The sequence below is a fragment of the Pseudomonas spartinae genome (assembly GCF_965197125.1).
Lineage (GTDB): Bacteria > Pseudomonadota > Gammaproteobacteria > Pseudomonadales > Pseudomonadaceae > Aquipseudomonas > Aquipseudomonas composti_A.
In genome coordinates, this window is the sequence record NZ_CBDAMB010000012.1 from 1 (window position 1) to 20,293 (window position 20,293).

A 20,293-nucleotide genomic window follows, 5' to 3' on the forward strand; every position below is an offset into this window, starting at 1 on the left:
TTCTGATCCGCGAGACAGAGGACTCCACTACCTTCAGTATCGAGAACCCAGGGGACACAATCAGCTCAGAGCATCTAGAGAAGCTCTTCGACCGTTTTTACCGGGTTGACCCCGCTCGGCGGGAGGGCAGCCCGAGCAACGCCGGGCTCGGGCTTGCAATCACCCGATCCATCATTGAGGCTCACAAAGGCCGCATCTGGTGCACCTCAGCGGCTAGCCTCACGGGCTTTCACATCGAATTGCCCCATCCCAGATAATGCCGGTCTGGCGGTAAGTAGGCTACAGCTAACCGCTAGCCCAACTTGACAGGGTGGGTGCAGGTGCAACTCGACTGAGCGCAGATTGCATTCGCCATCCAGACAGTCAGGAAACTGCGGGTAGTCGCAGGCGACCGTCTCGCCGCTTTCCAGCTCCTCAGCTTCCAGCGTCTCGCCATCGGTAGCGAGCACATATTTAGCCTTGGCACGGGCCGTCGCGGGGCTGGCCTTCAGTGCCGCCAGGGTTTCGGTGACCTTGCCTGGCTCACACACAGCCAAATGGATATTGCTGGTCTGCAGTACGCCGCCCAGATCGGACTTATTGGTTGCACCCGAACGCAGGCGCTTGAGGGTGGTTTCCTTATTACCGAAAGCCTGCAGGAAGGCATAAGGGAACTCGACCCGGTCAAACGGCTGGCTGGCCAGGTCGGTGATGGCTTGTTCGATTTCTACGGCGTTCATATAAGGCTGTTCCGATCACTGCTGCCAAGGCGGCAAGGGGGCCTCTAGGCCCACCATCCATGCAAAGTGCATGGATGATAAAGGAACGAGCATTGGCATGTGAAAATGATCCTGTGCCCCATGGAAGCTATCAAAAACTGCTGAGGACGTGGAACGCTGCAGCCAGGACGCATCGCCAAGCCAGTCGAGTGGGCTATGCGAAGAAAGCTGCTATCCCCCGCCTACACCACTCGCTGGTCTGAGTTAATGGTCGCAAAGGCGAACTAGCCACTACCCTCGGCTAGTGCCGAATCCTCGCTGACGATCCCCGTAGGACTTGGTCGCTTTCTTACACAGGTAGCTGGCTCGTTTGAACAGATCATCCAGCTCATCGCCCTTGTCTCGACGCTTTACTCGATCGATTCGATACTCAGCATTCTTCGGGATGTGCACCAGCCCCCTGACGCAGTCGACATGTTGTCCCAGCGCACGTGCCCAGGACTCTTCTATACGGCTGATCATGTTCACCCGTTCTGACCCAAGACGCCCAATGCCGTAGTAGGCATCGCGGTTCAACAGTATCAGCAGGTGATAATGCTGCCGACCGGCCTGGCCGATCTCTCTCGACCAGACGTACCGGACTTTGCAACCACGCGAGTACCCACGCTCAGCCACTCGCTCCTGGTGGTACTGAATCCTCTTCGTAAACGATTCGAAGAACCGGCTGATGACCTGGTTTGTATAGGCGAAGTCGGGTAGCTCGACACCCTGAGGCAAACGGAGATCCACCCTGTAGGCCAAGACCCTCGGATACTCAGCTAGTGCCAGATCGACGGTGCGCTTGAGATCAGACAGGTATTCCCGAATAAAGGGGCCTACTTCGATCTGTATGGGAAAGCCCTCGAAGGTATCCCCGTAGTGCAGATGGAGGTTGGGATTATCAGGATGACGGAGTGGGTAGCGCTGGGTGGGTTCGGTATCGTTGAGCATGGTTATGACCTCTCGTTGGTTGAGTTTCATAACCAGTGCCTGCTGTGTACTTTTTAACCGTTACCTGTCCTCGCCTGATCCGTTGGTTGGTCTCTCTGGATACGCTGTAGTGATGGCCTCTCAGGTGGTGGATCAGTGTCCGACTCCCTGTGTAGGTCAGTAAAGGTTGCTACTCGGTTAGGCGTGAACCCTTCGGGTGGTAATGGCTAGTAAAAGCATAATACCCGCACCGCAATTTCCTTCTCCGAGCAGCTCGGGTAAAGCCACCTCAATCGTCCCGCCATAGCGGCAATTTTTACCGAGTTCGGATTTCGGAAATAAATCAAGCCGAAGAGGCCTGAGCCAGATATCGAAGAGGCTGTCGGGGCGGCGGGAGCGATACCGCCACGACTTGCCATGCGAGGCCGCACAGCCAGTCAATGAACGGCGGCATAAGCGCCATGACCAGCCGAAGCCGATCATGGCGCAGGTGGCGGTTCTAGCTGGCCATACTCAGATGGCCAATCGGGCGCGTAGCAGCCCCCTCGGCTTGGTCACGTTCCTCAATCCTGGCCAGGATCCAGTCGTGCACCTCGCTATCGACCCAGCCGACGCAGCGGTCGCCCAACGATACCGGTTTCGGGAAGGTGCCTTCCGAGATGTACTTGTACAGGGTCGACCGAGACAGGCCAGTGGCAGTGATCACGTCTTGTAAGCGGAAAATTCGCATGAGCAGGCTCCTCTGTGGCTCAGAAGATGTGCTGAGACGGTAAAAAAAGACCGCAATACGCCTCTCCTGAACCAGGTGCATGCCGCTCACAGACTCGTGGCTTTGAAAATATCCACAGCTTGTAATTAGAAAAACCTGCTATTTTTGCGATTAATAGCAGAAATAGCAGGTTTTAAGATGATTGAGGAAATTGAAAAAAACCAACCCTGGACTAGCCCTAACCCATCAATGGACGAACAAGGTTGGCCCCACTTTAGCGAGCACAGCCTCTTTGAGGCCGCAGTGGGGGAATCAGCGCGAGAGCATCAAGTCTCTCGTGAAATGGCGATGATGTGCGCCCTAGGTGCCATTGCCACGGCCTGCCAAGGCCTCGTTGACGTAGAAATGCCAACCGGACATAGAGTGCCAACCTCATTGATGCTCCTAACCATTGCGGAGTCTGGGGAGCGAAAAACAGTTACACAGAACTATTTTTTTGAGGCCATCACCAATCTAAATGATGTCGCACATCGCACAAATGAAGCCGCCTTACTTCAGCAAAAAGTTGATCATCAGCTGTGGATCACACAAAAAAAGCACCTAGAGCGTGCATTTAACAAATGCGCGACCCAAGGGGATGAGGCTGCTACACATGCAGCTTTAGAGGCAGTAGCTGAGCACCTCAGAGCTGAACCACAACCAGTTCGATCTGGAAAGTTTTTGTACGAAGACACAACCCCACAGGCTCTCGTACAGATGCTCTACGAGAATATTCCACATGGCTGCTTATTAACGAGCGAAGCAAGCAGTATTTTTAGCGGGAAAGCCTTAGGAGAACTGGACAAACTCAACACGCTGTGGGACGGCGGCAGCGTGAAGGTTGACCGAATATCAAGGGATAGTTTTGTCCTACAGAATGCTCGCCTTACTCTTTCATTAATGGCTCAGCCGAATGTAATTAATCGATTCATGAGCAAGCGCGGCGAAGAGGCTAGAGGAACTGGATTTTTAGCTCGATTCTTAGTCGTAAAGCCTCGCACAATGGCTGGGCACCGAACAAACCAAAAACTATCCAAGCTATCTCGTAAGAAAGCCTTCAATACCCGCATCCAAGAACTTTTGACTTCAGAATCATCATCAGAAAGACAAGTACTGCAATTCTCAGAACAGGCAAAAGACTTCTGGTTTATGTGCAACCAATACCTTGAAAAGCAGATGCAGGAAAACGGATTATATTATTACCTCAAAGATCACGCCTCAAAGCTACTAGAAAACACTAGCCGACTAGCAGCCACATTGCATACTTTCGAACGAAAATACAATAGCGATATAGAAATAGATATCTTCACATTAAAGTTTTGCTGGTCTTTTACCCAAAACTGTTCAAAGCACTTTATTGAGCACCTAGCCAACGAACCGCAAATCGTCACAGACACAAACCTCCTTGCGCACTTCTTGCTTAAAACCGCTTACAAGCGCGACCTTCACTCACCAGACCCCGAAACTGAAAGCAATCGAAAATCGGACCCTAACCGAATCAAAGCTAGACCAGTGCAACCAGGTGATCTGATAATCGGCGTGGAAACTATTTTCACACTATCCCAAGTTAAACAGTCTGGGCCAAGCGTACTAAGAGGTCGCGCTAATTCTGAGCGACTATATTCAGCAATAGATCTACTTATCAAGCTGGGGCACGTCAAAAGGGAGAGAAGTCACTTCAGGTTCAGAGAATCAATCCTTCTTAGCACCGGAGAGCCTGAACTAAAAAATGGCCAAATCATTACAATCAAGGAGCTACCGCTATTTTGCGAGCAGGAATTTGTTCAAGAAAATAACTCGCCTCACCATACATCGGGCTATCGCATCAAAATTAGTTAAAAAACTAATTCCAAGACAACCCATTCCAAGGGAAAGATTTTTTGGAACACAATTAACGCTACGTTATAACATATTATAAAAACCATAAGACACCTGAGCGAAGACCCGGATTTAACGAACAGGCACCCGAGTTTTTCTCTGAGAAGGAGTCTGAAGCTAACAGGAATGCCGAGAAGCCAATGCGCGAGATCCAAGAGGCAATCAGGGCAGTCGAAGCGAAGTGTAAAATGATAAGCCATAGGAACATCTGAGCCCACTAGGGAAGGTCTGAAAAAGCCGCCTGTTTTTGACCGACTTCAGCCCTTGCCGATTTTGAAAGCGGCAAATCGATCAAAACCCGCCCGATCACCCGCTCATTTCTTGGTTTTTAGCCGCTGCGAGCTTCTCGCGGCGGCTATTCCCCGCATTACAGGCGCACCTCTCCTGCACTCATCAAATGTCTTCGCGCCATCCACAGGTTCGACAGCGCGAACAGTGTCACCAACTGAGCGGTGTTTTTCGCCAGACCACGGAAGCGCGTCTTCACATAGCCGAACTGGCGTTTGATCACTCGAAACGGATGTTCGACCTTCGCGCGCACCTGAGCTTTGGCTTGTTCGATCCTGCGCTTGGCCTTGTACAGCACGCTGCGCTTGCCCAGCTTCTTGTAGGTGCTGCGACGGGCGGCAATCTGCCAGACGACCTTCCGGTCGGCGTGCTCCGGACGTTTGTCGACGCCGGTACGCTCCAGGCTCAAGCCCGCAAACTGGCGCAGGATGGTCGTCTCGTACAACGCCTCTTCCATCGCCGGATCGCTGTAGCCAAACCAGTTCTGCATCAGATGTACTCGCAGCATCGCCATCAACGGATAGGCCGGACGGCCGCCTTCACCCTTCGGGTAGTGCGGCTCGATCAACGCAATCAAACCCTTCCACGGCACCACTCGATCCATCTCGATCAGGAACAGCTCTTTGCGGGTCTGCTTGCGCTTGCCTGCGTACTCGGCGTCGGCGAAGGTCATCTGCTTCATGGGAAAACTCGGCGAGGTGAAGTCGGGGGATTTTGCCAAATCAGGAAGTCTTTTTCAGACCTTCCCTAGGGCAGCGACCCGCATCAGTGTGGGTCAAAGTGTGGGTCCCAACAGCAAGCAGAAATAAATTACTTTAAAATCAAAAGCATATTTAATAAGAATACCGGCCACAAGCCGGCTTTTTTATTGCCTGCGCCCCGGCCAAGTCTGGTCTCGCCTCAGGCGGCCCGCCCCCAGGCTGATGTGCAAGGACGGCGGCTGAGCGAACTCATGAGCGGGCGCACCCTGCGCGGTGGTGGCGCAAAGTGCGCGAATGCAGCTGACTCAGGCTTTTTTGCGTGAGTGGCGGCGGCTCTGCCAGGCTGCCGCCAGACCGCTGAGGCAGATGATCAGAATGCCGATCAGCACGGTGGCATCCGGCGTATGCCCGAACACCAGCAGACCGAGCAGGCCGGCGAAGATGATCTGCACGTACCCGAACGGCGCCAGCAAGGCGGGGGCCGCGTAGCGAAAGGCGTGGGTCAGCAACAGGTGCGCGGCCATGCCACAGCCGCCCAGAGCCAGCATCATCAGCCCGTGGGTGAAGCTGGGCACATGCCAGAAGAACGGCACCAGCAGGCTCATCACCAGCGTATTGACCAGGCCGGCGAAGAAGTTGCTGGTGGTCGCACTGTCCACTTCACTCAGGCGCCGGGTCAGAATCTGGTAGAAGCTGAAACACAGGGCGGCGCAGAGCGGCAAAAGCACCGCCGGGGTGAACAGGTTGCCCCCCGGATGCACGATGATCAGCACACCGACGAAGCCGATGATCACCGCCGCCCACTGCCCCCGGCTGACGCGTTCGCCGAGCAGTGGCACCGAAAGCGCCGTGACCAGCAAGGGCGCGAGAAAGATCACCGAGGTTGCCTCGGCCAACGGTATGAACATCAAGCCGGTGGTGAACAACAGGCTGACGCCGAGCAGGCACAGCGCCCGTAACACCTGCAAACCAGGCCGTTTGGTGCGCAACACTCGCAAACCCGATTGCGGCAGGAAGATGCCGGCCATCAGCAGCGTGTGCACCAGATAGCGCGCCCAGACGATGAGGATGATCGGATAGAAGCCCGACAGGTACTTGGACATGGCATCGTGACTGGCGAACATGAAGGTCGCCATTACCATCAGACCAATCCCCTTGAGCGGGTGACTGGTGCCGGACAATGGAATGATGCTCATGGAATACCTGAAGGATGTGCCTTGAAAGATAGCAAGGTAAGCAACTATACAGGCGTGGAGTACCGACGCCTATCGCCGACCGGCGCACGCTGACCAATAAGTCAGGCCGTGGCTCAAGATAACTGAGCGCGCTCGGCATGCGGCATAAGGTTTGCGCCGAAGCCGTGTAACTTGCCCATCTTGCCAGGTAAAAAAGCGCCGCCCGGATGCGTGGTCCGGGCAGCGCTCCATTGCTCGCGGGCTCAGTCCTGCAGCGACTCCACGCCCAGCTCATCCCACAGCGCCTCGGCAAGGTGGAAAGTGGCGTTGGCCGCCGGGATGCCGCAATAAATGGCGCTCTGCATGATCACTTCCTTGATCTCTTCGCGGCTCACCCCGTTGTTCTTCGCCGCGCGCAGGTGCAGCTTCAGCTCACCTTCGCGGTTCATGCCGATCAGCATGGCGATGGTCACCAGGCTGCGGGTATGGCGCGGCAGGCCCGGGCGGGTCCAGATATCGCCCCAGGCATGACGGGTGATCATCTCCTGGAACTCTTCGTTGAATGGCGTCAGGTTCTGCAGGCTGCGGTCGACGTGGGCGTCACCCAACACCGCGCGACGCACCTGCATGCCGGCTTCGTAGCGTTGTTTCTCGTCCATCGATCAATCCTCGAATTGGATCTGCAGGAGCGGCTGGGCGGCATTGCGTTTTAGCCGCGAAGTCGCATCGCGGCTGAAGCCGCTCCTACCAGATCAGGCCGTCAGAAAAACCAGTACCCGCTGGCTGAACTCGTCACCGGCCTGCACATTGGACAGGTGCGCGGCATGGAACTCCACCAGCTCGGCGCCAGCGATGCGTTCTTGCATGAAGCGGCCATGCTCGGGGGTGGTGACCGGGTCGCCACTGCCGCAGACGATCAGCGTCGGCGCGCTGATGCTGCCGAGTTGTTCGCGATAGTCGGCATCGCGCACCGCCGCGCAGTTGGCGGCATAGCCTTCGGGCGAGGTCTGCGCCAGCATGCCGACGATGGGCTCGACCTTGCCCGGATTGGCCTCGGCGAAGTCGGCGGTGAACCAGCGCGAGATCGACGCATCGCGCAGATCGCGCATGGCCTGCGCGCCTCCGGCCAGTACGGTTTCGATGCGCGGATTCCACACTTCCGGCGTGCCAATCTTGGCGGCGGTGTTGCACAGCACCAGGCGCTCGATACGCTCGGGCGCGTTGATGCCCAGCCACTGACCGATCAGCCCGCCCATGGACAGGCCACAGAAATGCACCTTGGCGATGCCCAGCGCATCGAGCAGGGCCAGCACATCGCGGCCATTCTGCTCGATGCTGTACGGGCCCGCGCTGACCAGCGAGGCGCCGTGGCCACGGGTGTCGTAGCGCAGCACCTGGAAGTGCTGGGTGAAGGCCGCAATCTGCGCATCCCACATATGCAGGTCGGTGCCCAGGGAATTGGACAGCACCAGCACCGGCGCACCGGCCGGGCCTTCGAGCAGGTAGTTCAGATCGCCATCGGCGAGACGTACGGCAGGCATGGACAGCTCCTAACGCGAAAGTTGGTTATGCTCGGCAACGGCCCGCTCGACCCAACGGCGAGCCTGGCCCAGGTAATGCGCCGCATCGAGCAGACGATCCAGCTCGGCGGCAGAAAGCTGGCCAATGACTTCGGCATTGGCGCCGAGCACGGTGCGCAGATGAGCGCCCTCACGCACGGCCTGTTTGCAGCATTGTTCGATCAGGTGGTGAGCGGCGTCTCGGCCAATCTTCTGCGCCAGGGCGATGCTCACCGCCTCGGCCAGCAGCAGCCCCTGAGTCAGCTCCAGGTTGGCGCGCATGCGTGCGCCATCCACCTCCAGGCCCGGCACCACCAGCAACGCCTGCTGCAGGGCGCCGGAGACCAGACAGCACAGCTCTGGCAGGCACTCCCACTCGGCATGCCACAGGCCGAGGCTGCGCTCGTGTTCCTGCGGCATGGCGCTCAGCATGGTCGCCACCAGGCCCGGCGCACGGGTGGCGGCGCCGATCAGCACGGCGGCGCTGACCGGGTTGCGCTTGTGCGGCATGGTCGAAGAACCACCTTTGCCCGGTGCTGACGGCTCGAAGACTTCGCCGGCCTCGGTCTGCATCAGCAGGCTCAGATCGCGCCCCAGCTTGCCCAGGCTGCCGGCGATCATTCCCAGCAGGCTGGCGAATTCCACCAGGCGATCACGCTGGGTGTGCCAGGGTTGCTCGGGCAATTTCAGATCCAGCTCCTGGGCCAGCGCTGCGCTGACGGCCCAGCCGTCGTCACCGAGCGCCGCCAGGCTGCCGGAGGCACCGCCGAACTGCAGGCACAGCAGACGCGGCTTGAGTTCTTTTAGGCGCTGACGATGACGGGTGACCGCGCCGAGTACGCCTGCGAGCTTCATGCCGAGGGTGACCGGCGTGGCCTGCTGCAGCCAGGTGCGCCCGGCCAGCGGTGTATCGATATGGCGTTCGGCCTGCGCCGCCAGGGCATCGGCCAGCGTCGCCAGATCGCTTTCCAGCAGGCCGATGGCGGCGCGTAGTTGCAGCACCAGGCCGGAGTCCATGGCGTCCTGGCTGGTGGCACCAAGGTGTACGTAGCGCTCGGCCTCAGGGTTTTCGGCGGCGATGCGCTTGCCCAATGCCTTGACCAGCGGGATGGCGGAATTGCCCGCCGTGGCGATGGCATGGGCCAGCGCCGGGTAATCGTAGAGTTCGGCCTTGCAGGCGGCCTCGATGGGCGCCACGGCCTCGGCGGGGATCCCCCCCACGCGCGCCTCGGCCCGCGCCAGGGCGGCCTCGAAGTCGAGCATGCCCTGCACCCGGCCGGCATCGCAGAAGATCGCGCGCATGGCCGGCGCGGTGAAGTAGGCATCGAAAAGTTGGTTGCTCACGCGCGCAACGCTCCTGGGAAAAATGTACGGCTAGTGTGGCATCAACCGGCGGGGCCGCGCACGGAGGGTGTCTGTGGGAGGGGCTTTAGCCGCGACCGATTAAAAGTGTCGCCGCTGAAGCGCCTCCCACAGGGCTCAGAACCTCACACCCGCTCGATGGCCAGTGCCAGGCCCTGCCCCACACCCACGCACATGGTCGCCAGGCCCAGTTTGCCGCCGGTCTTTTCCAGGTGATGCACGGCGGTCAGCACCAGGCGGTTGCCGCTCATGCCCAGCGGGTGGCCGAGGGCGATGGCGCCGCCGTTCGGATTGACCTTGGCGCTGTCGTCCGGCAGATCGAGGTCACGGGTCACGGCCAGGCCTTGGGCGGCGAAGGCTTCATTCAGCTCGATCACGTCGAACTGCTCGATGCTCAGGTTCAGCCGCGCCAGCAGCTTGCGCACCGCCGGCACCGGGCCGACGCCCATGATGCGTGGCGCGACGCCGCCGCTGGCCATACCCAGCACCTTGGCGCGCGGCTTGAGGCCGTACTTCTGCACCGCTTCAGCGGAGGCCAGAATCATCGCCGAGGCGCCGTCATTGAGGCCCGAGGCGTTGCCGGCAGTGACGGTCTTGCCTTCGCCGTTGACCGGTTTGAGCTTGGCCAGGCCTTCGGCGGTGGTGTCGGCACGCGGGTGCTCGTCACGGTCGACGACGATCTCGCCCTTCTTGCTCTTGATCACCACCGGGACGATTTCCTCGGCGTAGTAACCGCACTCCTGAGCTGAAGCCGCACGCTGCTGGCTGCGCAGGCCGAAGGCGTCCTGATCGGCGCGGCTGACGCCGTAGTCCTCGGCGACGTTGTCACCGGTGACCGGCATCGGGTCGACGCCGTACTGCGCTTTCATCAACGGGTTGACGAAGCGCCAGCCCAGGGTGGTGTCTTCCAGCTTCTGGCCACGGCCGAAGGCGCTGTCGGCCTTGCCCATCACGTAAGGCGCGCGGGTCATCGACTCGACGCCGGCAGCGATGGCCAGCTCCATCTCACCCGAGGCGATGGCACGGAAGGCGGCGCCCACCGCCTCCATGCCCGAGGCGCACAGGCGATTGAGGGTCACACCCGGCACCGTTTCCGGCAGGCCGGCGAGCAGCAGCGCCATGCGCGCCACATTGCGGTTGTCCTCGCCGGACTGGTTGGCGCAGCCCATGAACACTTCGTCCACGGCGCTCCAGTCGACCTGCGGGTTACGCTCGATCAGCGCCTTGAGCGGAATCGCCGCCAGGTCATCGGCGCGTACCGCCGACAGCGCGCCATTGAGGCGGCCAATCGGCGTGCGGATGGCGTCGCAGATGAAGACCTCGCGGCTCATTCTTCACCTCCAGCCTGACCGTGGGCCTTGGCGGTGCGGGCCTCCAGGTCACGCAGCGCGGCCAGTTCGGCGGCGGTTGGCGCCTCGGTGGTGGTCACGCTGTCGGCGAAGCGAATCTGCCAGCCGGTGTTCTCGATCACCTGCTCGCGGGTTACGCCCGGATGCAGCGAGGTAACGATGAACTCGTTGGTGCCGGCTTCCGGCTCCATGATGCACAGGTCGGTGATGATCGCCACCGGGCCTTCGCCCGGCAGACCGAGCTGCTTGCGGTGATCCCCGCCCTCGCCATGGCCGACCGAGGTGATGAAGGCCAGCTTGTCGACGAAGGTGCGATGGCCCTGCTTGAGGATGATCAGCACCTTCTTCGCTGAGCCTGCGATTTCCGGCGCGCCACCGGCACCCGGCAGGCGCACTTTCGGGTTGTGATAGTCACCGATCACGGTGGTGTTGATGTTGCCGTACTTGTCGACCTGGGCGGCGCCGAGAAAGCCGACGTCGATGCGCCCGCCCTGCAGCCAGTAGCGGAAGATTTCGCCGGTCGGCACCACGGTGTCGGCGGTTTCGGCCAGCTCGCCATCACCGATGGACAGCGGCAACACGCTCGGCTTGGCGCCAATCGGGCCGGACTCATAAATCAGCACCACTTCCGGGGCGTGGGTCAGGCGCGCCAGGTTGGCGGCCTTGGATGGCAGGCCGATGCCGACGAAGCAGACGCTGCCATTGCCGAGGCGACGGGCAGCGGCCACGGTCATCATTTCATTGGTGTTGAACTCGCTCATCACTTGGCCTCCCCATTCACTTTCGCCTGGTACTGCGCAAAATCCTCGGTGCCACGGATGTACTCATCGATCCAGGCAGTGAAGGTGTCGCGGTCGCGGGCAATCGGATCCCAATCCTGATAGAAGCGGTTGTCGCGCTCGTAGTAGCCATGGGCGTAGGACGGATGGGCGCCGCCAGGCACCACGCACACCGCGCTGATGGCCCAGGTCGGCAGCACGCAGGCATTCATCGGCGCCTGCAGGTCGTCGACGATTTCTTCGACCGTGACGATGCAGCGCTTGGCCGCCAGGGCGGCTTCCTTCTGCACGCCGAGGATGCCCTGGATCAGCACGTTGCCCTTGCGGTCGGCCTTTTGCGCGTGGATCACGGTGACGTCCGGGCGCACGCTGGGGATGGCCGCCAGCTTCTCGCCGGTGAATGGGCAGTCGATGAACTTGATGTCCGGGTTGACCTTGACCAGGTCGGAACCCTGGTAGCCGCGCAACACGGCGAACGGCAGGTTGGAGGCACCGGCGACGTAAGCGTTGGCCATGGCCGCGTGGCTGTGCTCGCTGATCTCCAGCTTGTGCGGCCAGTGCTTCTCGACCGCATCGCGCAGGCGGTGCAGCGAACCGACGCCGGGGTTGCCGCCCCAGGAGAAGGTCAGCTTGCGCGCGCAACCGGCACCGATCAGCAGGTCGTAAACCAGATCCGGGGTCATGCGTACCAGGTGCAGGTCTTTCTTGCCCTGGCGGATCAGTTCATGAGCGGCGGCAGTGGGAATCAGGTGAGTGAAGCCTTCGAGGGCGATGCAATCGCCGTCGTGAACATGGCGCGAAATGGCTTCGCGCAGCGTGATGATGTCGGCCATCTTGGTGTTCTCGTCAGTTTGCAGGTACCGGGTGACTGCAACCTTAGAAAACGGCCCGAACAAGAACAATCCGATAATCGCCATACCGGGCGATTATCGAACGACTTCCACCTTCAGGCTGGACGGAACAACTGGCCACTCAACTCGCGACTGGCACTGAGCATCAGCGGTAGGAAGCGCTTTTCCAGTTCGGCGGTGGGCACGCGACTGGCGTGGGTACTGATGTTCATCGCCGCCAGCACATGGCCGGCCGAGTCGTACACCGGCACCGCCAGCGAACGCAGGCCCTGCTCCAGCTCCTGGTCGACGATGCACCAGCCCTGCTGGCGTACGCGCTGCAGGCACTCCCACAGTGCGTCGGGAGTGTGCAAGGTACGACTGGTCTTGGCCTGCAGCTCGGCGTGGGCCAGGTAATCCTGGAGCTGGTCATCGTCCAGTGCGGCGAGGAGGATGCGGCCCATGGACGTGCAGTACGCAGGCAGTCGGCTGCCGACGCTCAGGTCCACCGAGATCAGTCGCTGCGGAATCGCCGAACGGGCGATGTAGAGCACCTGTTCACCTTCCAGCGTGGCCAGGTTGCAGGCTTCGTGCAGCTGTTCGCTGAGACGGTCGAGAAACGGCTGCGCGGACACCGCCAGCGGCGTCGAAGACAGGTAGGCGTGGCCCAGGGTCAGCACCTTGGGCAACAGCGAGTAAGTGCGCCCGTCGGTGGTCACGTAGCCCAGCTTCATCAGGCTGTAGAGGCAGCGGCGCACGGCGGCGCGCGGTATCTCGGTGCGGTGGCTGATCTGCGCGATGGTCAGGTGACGCTTGCGCTCCTGGAAGGCGTTGATCACCGCCAGACCACGAGCCAGGGAACTCATGAAGTTGGGGTCGCCGGCGAACTCCTCGATACGCTTGGCCGGCGACACGTAGGGCGGCGGGGCAAGACTGGTAAGCGGCGGACGGTTTTCGCTCATGGGGCCTCCGAGACTGGGCTGACAGCATCTGGCGATTATCGAACCATCGTGCGGTTATCGTAAATAGCCACAGAAAACGGCTGTCCAGTGAGGCTGAAACCACGGCGCTGTTGATCCGTAAGCGGGGCATCAGCGAGCCGCAGGCCGGGCGCCTCGATGAAGCGCGCGGCCTGCGTGCACCACTCAGAAGTCGAAGAAGACCGTCTCGGCGTCCCCCTGAATGTGGATATCGAAGCGGTAGGCCGGCTTGCCGTCCACTTCGCAGCGCCTGGCGATCAGCGTCTCGCGGCGCTGCGGCTGCTCGATCAGGTTGAGTACCGGATCCTTGGCATTGGCCTCGGCCTCGTCCTCGAAATACAGGCGAGTGTTGAGGTGAATGTTGATGCCACGGGCGAACAGCGCGACGTTGATATGCGGCGCCATCGGCACGCCGGCTGCGTTATTCAGCACACCCGGCTTGACGGTGTAAGCGAACCATTCGCTGCCGGCATCGAAGGTGGTGGCGGTGCGGCCAAAGCCATTGAAGGGTTTGGACTGGTCGTAATCCTCGTCGTACTGGCCCTGATGGTCGGCCTGCCACAGCTCAAGGAAGGCATCGCGCACCAGGTGGCCGTTGCCGTCATAGACGTGGCCGAGCAGCACGATGTGTTCGCCCGGCACCTCGGCCTTGGCCATCTGATTCCAGATTTCCTGCTCGCGGGTCGGGTTGCCGGCCGCAGCCAGGGCCAGGCCGATATGCACGTAGGGGCCGGCGGTTTGCGAGGGGGTTTCCGGCAGCAATTCAACAGGCATGGTCATCCTCCTATGAGCCTGCTCAGGATCTAGCGAGCTAGAACCAGACAAGGCAAAAAGGGCTGAGGAAGCGCAGTTTACGAGTAGTAAATGAGCATTCCGAAGCCGTTTTTAACGCAGTCTGGCCGACGCGCAGCAGATCCTGGGCGGCTCATTAACGGTTCTCGAAATGGGTCTGGCGCTGCCCACGCAGCACGATATCGAAGCGATAGGCCAGGCAATCCATCGGATTGGCCGTGCTCATGTCGAGCTTGGCGATCAGCGTCTGCACGGCGTCCGGGTTGGCGATGGACTTGACGATCGGGCACAACGGGATCAGCGGATCACCCTCGAAGTACAGCTGGGTGATCAGACGCGCTGAGATCGACGGGCCACTGATGGAGAAGTGGATATGTGCCGGGCGCCAGTCGTTGGGGTTGTTGCGCCACGGATAGGGGCCGGGCTTGATGGTGCGGAAGATGTAGCGCCCTTCGCTGTCGGTCAGCGCACGGCCGACGCCACCGAAGTTGGGATCGAGCGGCGCCAGGTAGCGGTCGTTCTTGTGCCGGTAGCGGCCACCGGCGTTGGCCTGCCACATTTCCACCAGGGTATGCGGGATCGGCTTGCCGTACTGGTCCATGACCCGACCGGAGACGAGGATGCGCTCGCCGATGGGCAGGCCACCGTTGTTGAAGTTGAGCAGCAGGTCGTTGTCGTGCTCGGCGAACTGCAGGTGCGAGAAGTCAGGGCCGCTGGTCTCGGAAATCGACTGCGGGATGCTCACCAGCGCCTGGCGCGGCGAGCGGGCGATGGAGGTCTTGTAGTCGGGGGTGAAGGCTTTCGGATGCCAGTTGCGGTCGCGAATGGCAAAGCGACGGTTGTCCTCGGCAGGCATGCTGCACTCCTGTTGTGAATATTGTGGAGTCGTGCGAGGGGCATGTTGCCCCGGCAGGTTGGCGCAGTCTCGGCCAATGCAGTGCAGCTGAAAATTGAAAAGACGCCGTCAGTTCATAACCAAATGGTTATGGAAAATGCCCATCGCGATAGGCCTGCGCCACCTCGCGCAGCACATCGCAGCAGCGCTCCCCCGCCAGCGACAGGCCCAGCGCACTGTTACGGCAGATACCCACCGAGCCGCCCGGCTCGCGTACCGGCAGTTGCAGCTCGGCCAGCTCGCCACGGCGCACATCCAGGCATACCGAGTCCTGCGGGGCGACCCACAGCGCGTCGCTACACAGCACGTAACGCCGACTCAAGGCCGGCGAGAGGGTTTCCAGCCGCTGCCGCGAAGGCGTCACCCCGCATTGCACGAACAGGCTGTCGGCATGTTTACGGATGGTGGTGCCGGTCGTCGGCAATACCAATGGGTAATCGCCCAGCCGTCTCAGCGCATCCTCACCGGCGGCCAGCAACGGATGCCCCGGGCGCACCACCAGAGTCATCGACTCGCTGTACAGGTGCTCGAAGGTCAGGCCCTGGATGTCCGGGCTGTCGGTCATGCGGCCGATCACCAGATCCAGCTCACCGACGCGCAACTGACCCAGCAGGTAGGCACCGGGCCCGGTGGCCACGCTGACCACCAGCGCCGCATGACGCTGATGCAGACGCCCGACCACTTCGGGCATCAGCAGGCTCTCGACGGTAGACAGCACACCGACCCGCACCTGCCCGGCCTCGTGCTCGCCATCGCGCAGGCTGCTGACGCCATCACGCAGCGCCTGCACGCAAGGCCCGGCATAGCGCATGAACGCCACCCCGGCAGCGGTCAGGCTCACCCCGTTCTTGCCGCGTTCGAACAGACTGGCCTGGAGAATCTCCTCCAGCTCCTTGAGCGTCTTGGAAATTGCCGGCTGGCTGACCGCCATCGCATCGGCCGCCCTGGCGAAACTGCGCTGGCGGGCGATTTCCAGAAAACACAGCAAGTGGCGGAATTTGATTCGGGTGTCGATGTTCATCGGGAGCACCAAAGGCGGATGCCAGTGATGATGCCGCAAAGCCTGTCCGGCTCCCAGCCCGATTCCACAAGCGCCCTGCGACGCGCGACAGAATAAAAAAAGCCGGCCCTGAAGCCGGCTATAAAGGGGTGGTTGGCACCCGGTTTATTGCAGAGCGCGCGGACGAGCGTTGCGCTGCTCGGCGTCAGGTGCAGGAGCACTCTGCAGCTGGAAGTCGAATTTCACTTCGGCGAAGCGATTGCCCTGGAAACCATGGTCACGCGCGGCGGTTTCGTTCTCGACGAAGGCGATGTCACCGATCAGGCCATCGCGGGTGGCATAGGCGAAGTCGTCCCACAGGTACTCGTCGCCGGCCAGGTTGATCTGCGTGGTCAAGTGACGATAGCCAGGCGCGGAGATGAAGAAGTGGATGTGTGCCGGGCGGTTGCCGTGGCGACCGAGCAGGTTGAGCACTTCCTGGGTGGTGCCATCAGGCGGGCAGCCGTAGCCGGACGGCACGATGCTGCGCGCGCGGTAGCGGCCATCGGCGTCGGTGACGATGCGGCGGCGCAGATTGAACTCGCTCTGGCGCGAATCGAAGTAGGAGTAGGTGCCCTTGGTGTTGGCGTGCCACAGGTCAACCACGGCACCGGCGACCGGCTTGCCGTCGACATCGAGCACCTGGCCGTGCAGATACATCGGTGTGCCCGGATCGGTACCGTCGTCCATCCGCGCCTCGCCTTCGCTCAGCGGCGCGCCGGCCACGTACAGCGGGCCTTCGATGGTGCGCGGGGTGCCGCCGAGCAGGCCGGCCGCTTCGTCCTGCGCATCGAGCAGCAGGTCGAGATAGTGCTCCAGGCCCAGACCAGCCACCAGCAGGCCGGCTTCACTGCGCGCGCCCATGCGGTTGAGGTAGTCGACCGCCTTCCAGAACTCCTCGGTGGTGACTTCCATATCCTCGATGAGGCGGATGCTGTCCAGCAGGATGCGGTTGACCAGCGCCTTCATGCGCGGGCTGCCCTGGTCGTTGTCGAGGCCGCTGACCTCCTTGAAGAACTTCTGCACGCTTTCGGTGTGCGACAGTTTGATGCCCATGATTATTTCCTCATCTTGTTTTTATCGACTGGAAGATTGATCAGCGATCGTCCTGGTGGATCGAAGACGGGTGGCGGCACAGGCCGTTCACCTCGATCTCCATGTAAGGGAACAGCGGCAACTGCATGAGGGTGTCGTGCAGTTCCTCGACACTGGCCAGGTCGAAGACGCTGTAGTTGGCGTAGTGCCCGGCGATGCGCCACAGGTGGCGCCACTTGCCCTCGCGCTGCAGGCGCTGGGCCAGTTCTTTCTCGTCGGCCTTGAGCTTGGCCGCCTGGGCGGGGTCCATGTCGACCGGCAACTTCACGGTCATCTTCACGTGGAACAGCATGTTGGCTTTCCTCCTTCAGGCTGGATCAGGAACGGCGGAAGCGCGCCAGGCGCTCCTCGTCGAGGGTCAGGCCGATACCGGGCAGGCGCGGCACGTGCAGTTGGAAGTCACGGTACAGCGGCGGCTCGGTGACGATGTCTTCGGTCAGCAGCAGCGGGCCGAACAGTTCGGTGTCCCAGGCCAGCTTGTTCAGGGTAATGAAGGCATGGGCCGAGGCCAGCGTGCCGACGCTGCCCTCGAGCATGGTGCCGCCATACAGGCCGATACCGGCCGCCTCGGCAATGCTGGCGGTGCGCAGTACGGCGCGCGGGCCACCGTTCTTGGCGATCTTCAGGGCGAACACCGGGGCAGCGCCGTCGCGCGCCAGGTTGAAGGCGTCTTCCACGCACTCGATGGACTCGTCGGCCATGATCGGCGCCGGGCTGGATTGGTTCAGGCGCACCTGGCCGCCACGGTTGTGGCGCGAGATCGGCTGTTCGATCAGGTCGATGCCGTTGTCCCCGAGAATGCGGCAGGCGCGCAGTGCCACTGCTTCGTCCCAGGCCTGGTTGACGTCGACACGCACGCTGGCGCGCTCACCCAGGGCCTTTTTGATGGCGATGACATGAGCCAGGTCCTTGTTCACCTCGCCGGCACCGATCTTCAGCTTGAAGATGCGATGGCGACGGGCTTCGAGCATCTGCTCGGCCTCACTGATGTCCTTGCGGGTGTCGCCGCTGGCCAGGGTCCAGGCCACTTCCAGGCTGTCGCGCACGCGGCCGCCGAGGATTTCGCTGACCGGCAGACCGAGGCGCTTGCCCTGGGCATCGAGCAGCGCGGTTTCCACCGCGGAACGGGCGAAGGTGTTGCCCTTCACCACACGGTCGATGCGCTGCATGCAGGCGTTGATGTTGCTGGCGTCCTGACCGATCAACAGCGGCGCGAAGTGACAGTCCAGGTTGACCTTGATGCTGTCCGGGCTCTCGTTGCCATAGGACAGGCCACCGATGGTGGTGGCTTCACCGATGCCCTCGATGCCGTCGGCGCAGCGCAGGCGCAGGATCACCAGGGTCTGGTTCTGCATGGTGTGCATCGCCAGCTTGTGCGGGCGGATGGTCGGCAGGTCGACGATGATCGCTTCGAGCGACTCGATCGCGGCGTGGCTCATTTCAATACCCATCAGGTTGTTCATGTATGTGATGGGATATTGATCCTGCATTTTGGCAGGTTCCAATATTGATTTTGTCTGCAACAATACCCTTAAGGTATCGTCAATTTCAGAGGAAAGCCGCCCATGGAGCTTCGCCACCTGCGCTATTTCCAGGCGCTCGCCGAAACCCTCAACTTCACCCGCGCCGCCGAACGCCTGCACATCGCCCAGCCGCCGCTGAGCCGGCAGATCCAGCAACTCGAGGACGAACTCGGCGTGACGCTGCTCGAGCGTGGCCGGCCATTGCGCCTGACCGAGGCCGGACGCTTCTTCCACGAGCACTCCAGCACCCTGCTCGAGCAACTGGGCAAGGTCTGCGACAGTACCCGGCGCATCGGCTCGGGCGAGAAAGCCTGGCTCGGCATCGGTTTCGCCCCGTCCACGCTCTACGGCGTGCTGCCGGAGCTGATCCGGCGCCTGCGTAGCGACGCCGGCCTGGAGCTGGGGCTGTCGGAAATGACCACGGTGCAACAGGTCGAGGCACTCAAGGCCGGACGCATCGACATCGGCTTCGGTCGTATCCATATCGACGACGCGGCCGTACAGCAGCAGGTGCTGACCCTCGACCCGCTGGTTGCCGCCCTGCCCGCCGGGCATGCGCTGCTGCCAGGCCCGGTGAGCCTGGCCGAGCTGGCCCGCGAGCCCTTCGTGCTGTATCCGGGTAATCCGCGGCCGAGCTACGCCGATCATGTGCTGGCCTTGTTCGACGCGCACGGCCTGCAGATTCGCGTGGCGCAATGGACCAACGAACTGCAGACGGCCATCGGCCTGGTCGCTGCCGGTATCGGCATCACCCTGGTGCCGGCCTCGGTGCAGGTGCTGCACCGCGTCGACATCGACTACGCGCCGCTGCAGGAAGCGCAGGCCACCTCGCCGATCATCATCAGCCAGCGTATCGGCGACGCCTCGCCAGCGCTCGATCACTGCCTGGCAATGGTCGACCAACTGTCGCGCGCCAGCCAACGCTGAGCGCAGAGAAAGAAAAAAGCCCGCAAGGAGCAAGACGGGCATGAAAAGGTTCACCTGCTACTGCAACGGCGAAAACGCCGCCGGCAGATAGAGGGTGGAATGCATCTCGCGCAGTTGCGACCCGGAGTTTTCAGGTGGCCAGACGCCGTCGGCGACGGCACGGGTGCGCACGTCCAGGCGCTGCTCCTGGCTGGCGTAGGGCCAGATGTGCAGGTAGCGCGGAGTGCGTCCGTCGGTGGCGAAGAACGCCGCGTAGACCGCTGAATAATCCTGCCCGGTGCGCGGGCCGACGGCCTTTTCCCAGCCTGCCATCGTCGGCGCCAGGCCGGAGGCAATCAGGTTGTATTCGCGCAGCTCGTAGAACGGCCCGTGCTTGCCGGGCGCCAGCGGTTCGAGAAAGGGAAACAGCGTGTAGTTTTCCACCTTCATGTCGAGCATGAAGGCTTCGATGCCGAAGGCATCCGGTGCCTGGAGGAAGCGCTCGCGCTCAACCTGCCGCGCCGTTTCGTCACGAAATCCACGCAGCACGGCGACCTGGTTCAGTGGGCCGATTTCCGACGCCCAGCAGCCCATCAGCACGCAGCCGTCACGCGCCTCGGCGAGGGTTTCGCGCAGACGTTTCAGCGCTTCGGCCGGGGTGCGTACGCGCAAGGTGAAGGTGATCAGTTCGTAGAGTCGCATCGTCTTCTCGCAGCCTGTGAATGCA

The 20,293-nt window shown here is 61.4% G+C and carries 22 protein-coding genes and 1 pseudogene; 4 read left to right on the top strand and 19 right to left on the bottom strand.

The features are described from left to right. The coding region (locus ACN8M7_RS21380; RefSeq protein ID WP_490262108.1) for an ATP-binding protein at positions 1-257 on the top strand (257 nt) is incomplete at its 5' end. A 105-nt stretch (positions 258-362) separates the two neighbouring features. On the opposite strand, the pseudogene ACN8M7_RS21385 reads toward ACN8M7_RS21380, so the two are convergent. Beyond that, positions 363-719, bottom strand: a pseudogene (locus ACN8M7_RS21385) (type IIL restriction-modification enzyme MmeI); the annotation flags it as partial. Between the two features lie 156 nt (positions 720-875). On the opposite strand from ACN8M7_RS21385, the gene ACN8M7_RS21390 reads away from it, so the two are divergent. After that, complete coding sequence (locus ACN8M7_RS21390; RefSeq protein WP_225850683.1) at positions 876-986, top strand: DUF4113 domain-containing protein; 111 nt, start codon at positions 876-878, stop codon at positions 984-986. A gap of 3 nt (positions 987-989) precedes the next feature. Here ACN8M7_RS21390 and ACN8M7_RS21395 read toward each other — a convergent pair whose 3' ends face one another. Continuing rightward, on the bottom strand, positions 990-1,688 hold the full coding sequence (locus tag ACN8M7_RS21395; RefSeq protein ID WP_282340425.1) for an inovirus Gp2 family protein: 699 nt from the start codon (positions 1,686-1,688) through the stop codon (positions 990-992). A 478-nt stretch (positions 1,689-2,166) separates the two neighbouring features. Further along, positions 2,167-2,397: a helix-turn-helix transcriptional regulator gene (locus tag ACN8M7_RS21400; RefSeq protein WP_033937793.1), complete on the bottom strand. Its 231-nt coding sequence runs from the start codon at positions 2,395-2,397 to the stop codon at positions 2,167-2,169. A gap of 177 nt (positions 2,398-2,574) precedes the next feature. Here ACN8M7_RS21400 and ACN8M7_RS21405 point away from each other — a divergent pair, with 177 nt between their 5' ends. After that, a complete protein-coding gene (locus ACN8M7_RS21405) occupies positions 2,575-4,254 on the top strand; it encodes a YfjI family protein (protein WP_282340260.1) in 1,680 nt (559 codons plus the stop codon). A gap of 406 nt (positions 4,255-4,660) precedes the next feature. Here the strand turns inward: ACN8M7_RS21405 and ACN8M7_RS21410 are convergent, their stop codons facing one another. The 15 genes from ACN8M7_RS21410 to ACN8M7_RS21480 form a co-directional block, all read right to left on the bottom strand. Beyond that, complete coding sequence (locus tag ACN8M7_RS21410; RefSeq protein ID WP_282340258.1) at positions 4,661-5,263, bottom strand: transposase; 603 nt, start codon at positions 5,261-5,263, stop codon at positions 4,661-4,663. Between the two features lie 324 nt (positions 5,264-5,587). Next, positions 5,588-6,478: a DMT family transporter gene (locus tag ACN8M7_RS21415; protein ID WP_490262109.1), complete on the bottom strand. Its 891-nt coding sequence runs from the start codon at positions 6,476-6,478 to the stop codon at positions 5,588-5,590. 242 nt (positions 6,479-6,720) lie between these two features. Further along, on the bottom strand, positions 6,721-7,116 hold the full coding sequence (gene pcaC, locus ACN8M7_RS21420) for a 4-carboxymuconolactone decarboxylase (RefSeq protein WP_061240799.1): 396 nt from the start codon (positions 7,114-7,116) through the stop codon (positions 6,721-6,723). Positions 7,117-7,209: 93 nt separating this feature from the next. Further along, positions 7,210-7,998, bottom strand: coding sequence for a 3-oxoadipate enol-lactonase (pcaD, locus tag ACN8M7_RS21425; protein WP_490262110.1), 789 nt, complete (start codon positions 7,996-7,998; stop codon positions 7,210-7,212). A 9-nt stretch (positions 7,999-8,007) separates the two neighbouring features. Then, the gene (locus ACN8M7_RS21430; RefSeq protein WP_490262111.1) at positions 8,008-9,360 is read right to left on the bottom strand and encodes a 3-carboxy-cis,cis-muconate cycloisomerase; all 1,353 of its coding nucleotides are present in this window, start codon (positions 9,358-9,360) and stop codon (positions 8,008-8,010) included. A gap of 143 nt (positions 9,361-9,503) precedes the next feature. Beyond that, a complete protein-coding gene (gene pcaF, locus ACN8M7_RS21435) occupies positions 9,504-10,709 on the bottom strand; it encodes a 3-oxoadipyl-CoA thiolase (protein ID WP_490262112.1) in 1,206 nt (401 codons plus the stop codon). Continuing rightward, positions 10,706-11,488, bottom strand: coding sequence for a CoA-transferase subunit beta (locus ACN8M7_RS21440; protein ID WP_061240795.1), 783 nt, complete (start codon positions 11,486-11,488; stop codon positions 10,706-10,708). Before ACN8M7_RS21440 ends, pcaF begins: the two co-directional genes overlap by 4 nt. Continuing rightward, positions 11,488-12,339, bottom strand: a complete 852-nt coding sequence (locus ACN8M7_RS21445) for a CoA transferase subunit A (RefSeq protein WP_490262113.1) — start codon at positions 12,337-12,339, stop codon at positions 11,488-11,490. Before ACN8M7_RS21445 ends, ACN8M7_RS21440 begins: the two co-directional genes overlap by 1 nt. Before the next feature lie 113 nt (positions 12,340-12,452). Continuing rightward, the gene (locus ACN8M7_RS21450) at positions 12,453-13,298 is read right to left on the bottom strand and encodes an IclR family transcriptional regulator (protein ID WP_490262114.1); all 846 of its coding nucleotides are present in this window, start codon (positions 13,296-13,298) and stop codon (positions 12,453-12,455) included. A gap of 183 nt (positions 13,299-13,481) precedes the next feature. Further along, complete coding sequence (gene pcaG, locus ACN8M7_RS21455; RefSeq protein ID WP_490262115.1) at positions 13,482-14,090, bottom strand: protocatechuate 3,4-dioxygenase subunit alpha; 609 nt, start codon at positions 14,088-14,090, stop codon at positions 13,482-13,484. A 154-nt stretch (positions 14,091-14,244) separates the two neighbouring features. Further along, entirely contained in the window at positions 14,245-14,964 is a 720-nt protein-coding gene (gene pcaH, locus ACN8M7_RS21460; RefSeq protein WP_490262116.1) for a protocatechuate 3,4-dioxygenase subunit beta, read from the bottom strand. Positions 14,965-15,091: 127 nt separating this feature from the next. Continuing rightward, the gene (gene pcaQ, locus ACN8M7_RS21465) at positions 15,092-16,024 is read right to left on the bottom strand and encodes a pca operon transcription factor PcaQ (RefSeq protein WP_490262117.1); all 933 of its coding nucleotides are present in this window, start codon (positions 16,022-16,024) and stop codon (positions 15,092-15,094) included. A gap of 144 nt (positions 16,025-16,168) precedes the next feature. Beyond that, positions 16,169-17,098, bottom strand: coding sequence for a catechol 1,2-dioxygenase (gene catA / locus ACN8M7_RS21470; RefSeq protein WP_490262118.1), 930 nt, complete (start codon positions 17,096-17,098; stop codon positions 16,169-16,171). Positions 17,099-17,138: 40 nt separating this feature from the next. Further along, entirely contained in the window at positions 17,139-17,429 is a 291-nt protein-coding gene (gene catC, locus ACN8M7_RS21475; RefSeq protein WP_037000634.1) for a muconolactone Delta-isomerase, read from the bottom strand. 25 nt (positions 17,430-17,454) lie between these two features. Beyond that, entirely contained in the window at positions 17,455-18,576 is a 1,122-nt protein-coding gene (locus ACN8M7_RS21480) for a muconate cycloisomerase family protein (RefSeq protein ID WP_490262173.1), read from the bottom strand. A 126-nt stretch (positions 18,577-18,702) separates the two neighbouring features. On the opposite strand from ACN8M7_RS21480, the gene ACN8M7_RS21485 reads away from it, so the two are divergent. After that, complete coding sequence (locus tag ACN8M7_RS21485; RefSeq protein WP_490262119.1) at positions 18,703-19,587, top strand: LysR family transcriptional regulator; 885 nt, start codon at positions 18,703-18,705, stop codon at positions 19,585-19,587. A 57-nt stretch (positions 19,588-19,644) separates the two neighbouring features. Here the strand turns inward: ACN8M7_RS21485 and ACN8M7_RS21490 are convergent, their stop codons facing one another. Then, positions 19,645-20,268, bottom strand: a complete 624-nt coding sequence (locus tag ACN8M7_RS21490; RefSeq protein ID WP_490262120.1) for an NIPSNAP family protein — start codon at positions 20,266-20,268, stop codon at positions 19,645-19,647. Between the last annotated feature and the right edge of the window lie 25 nt (positions 20,269-20,293).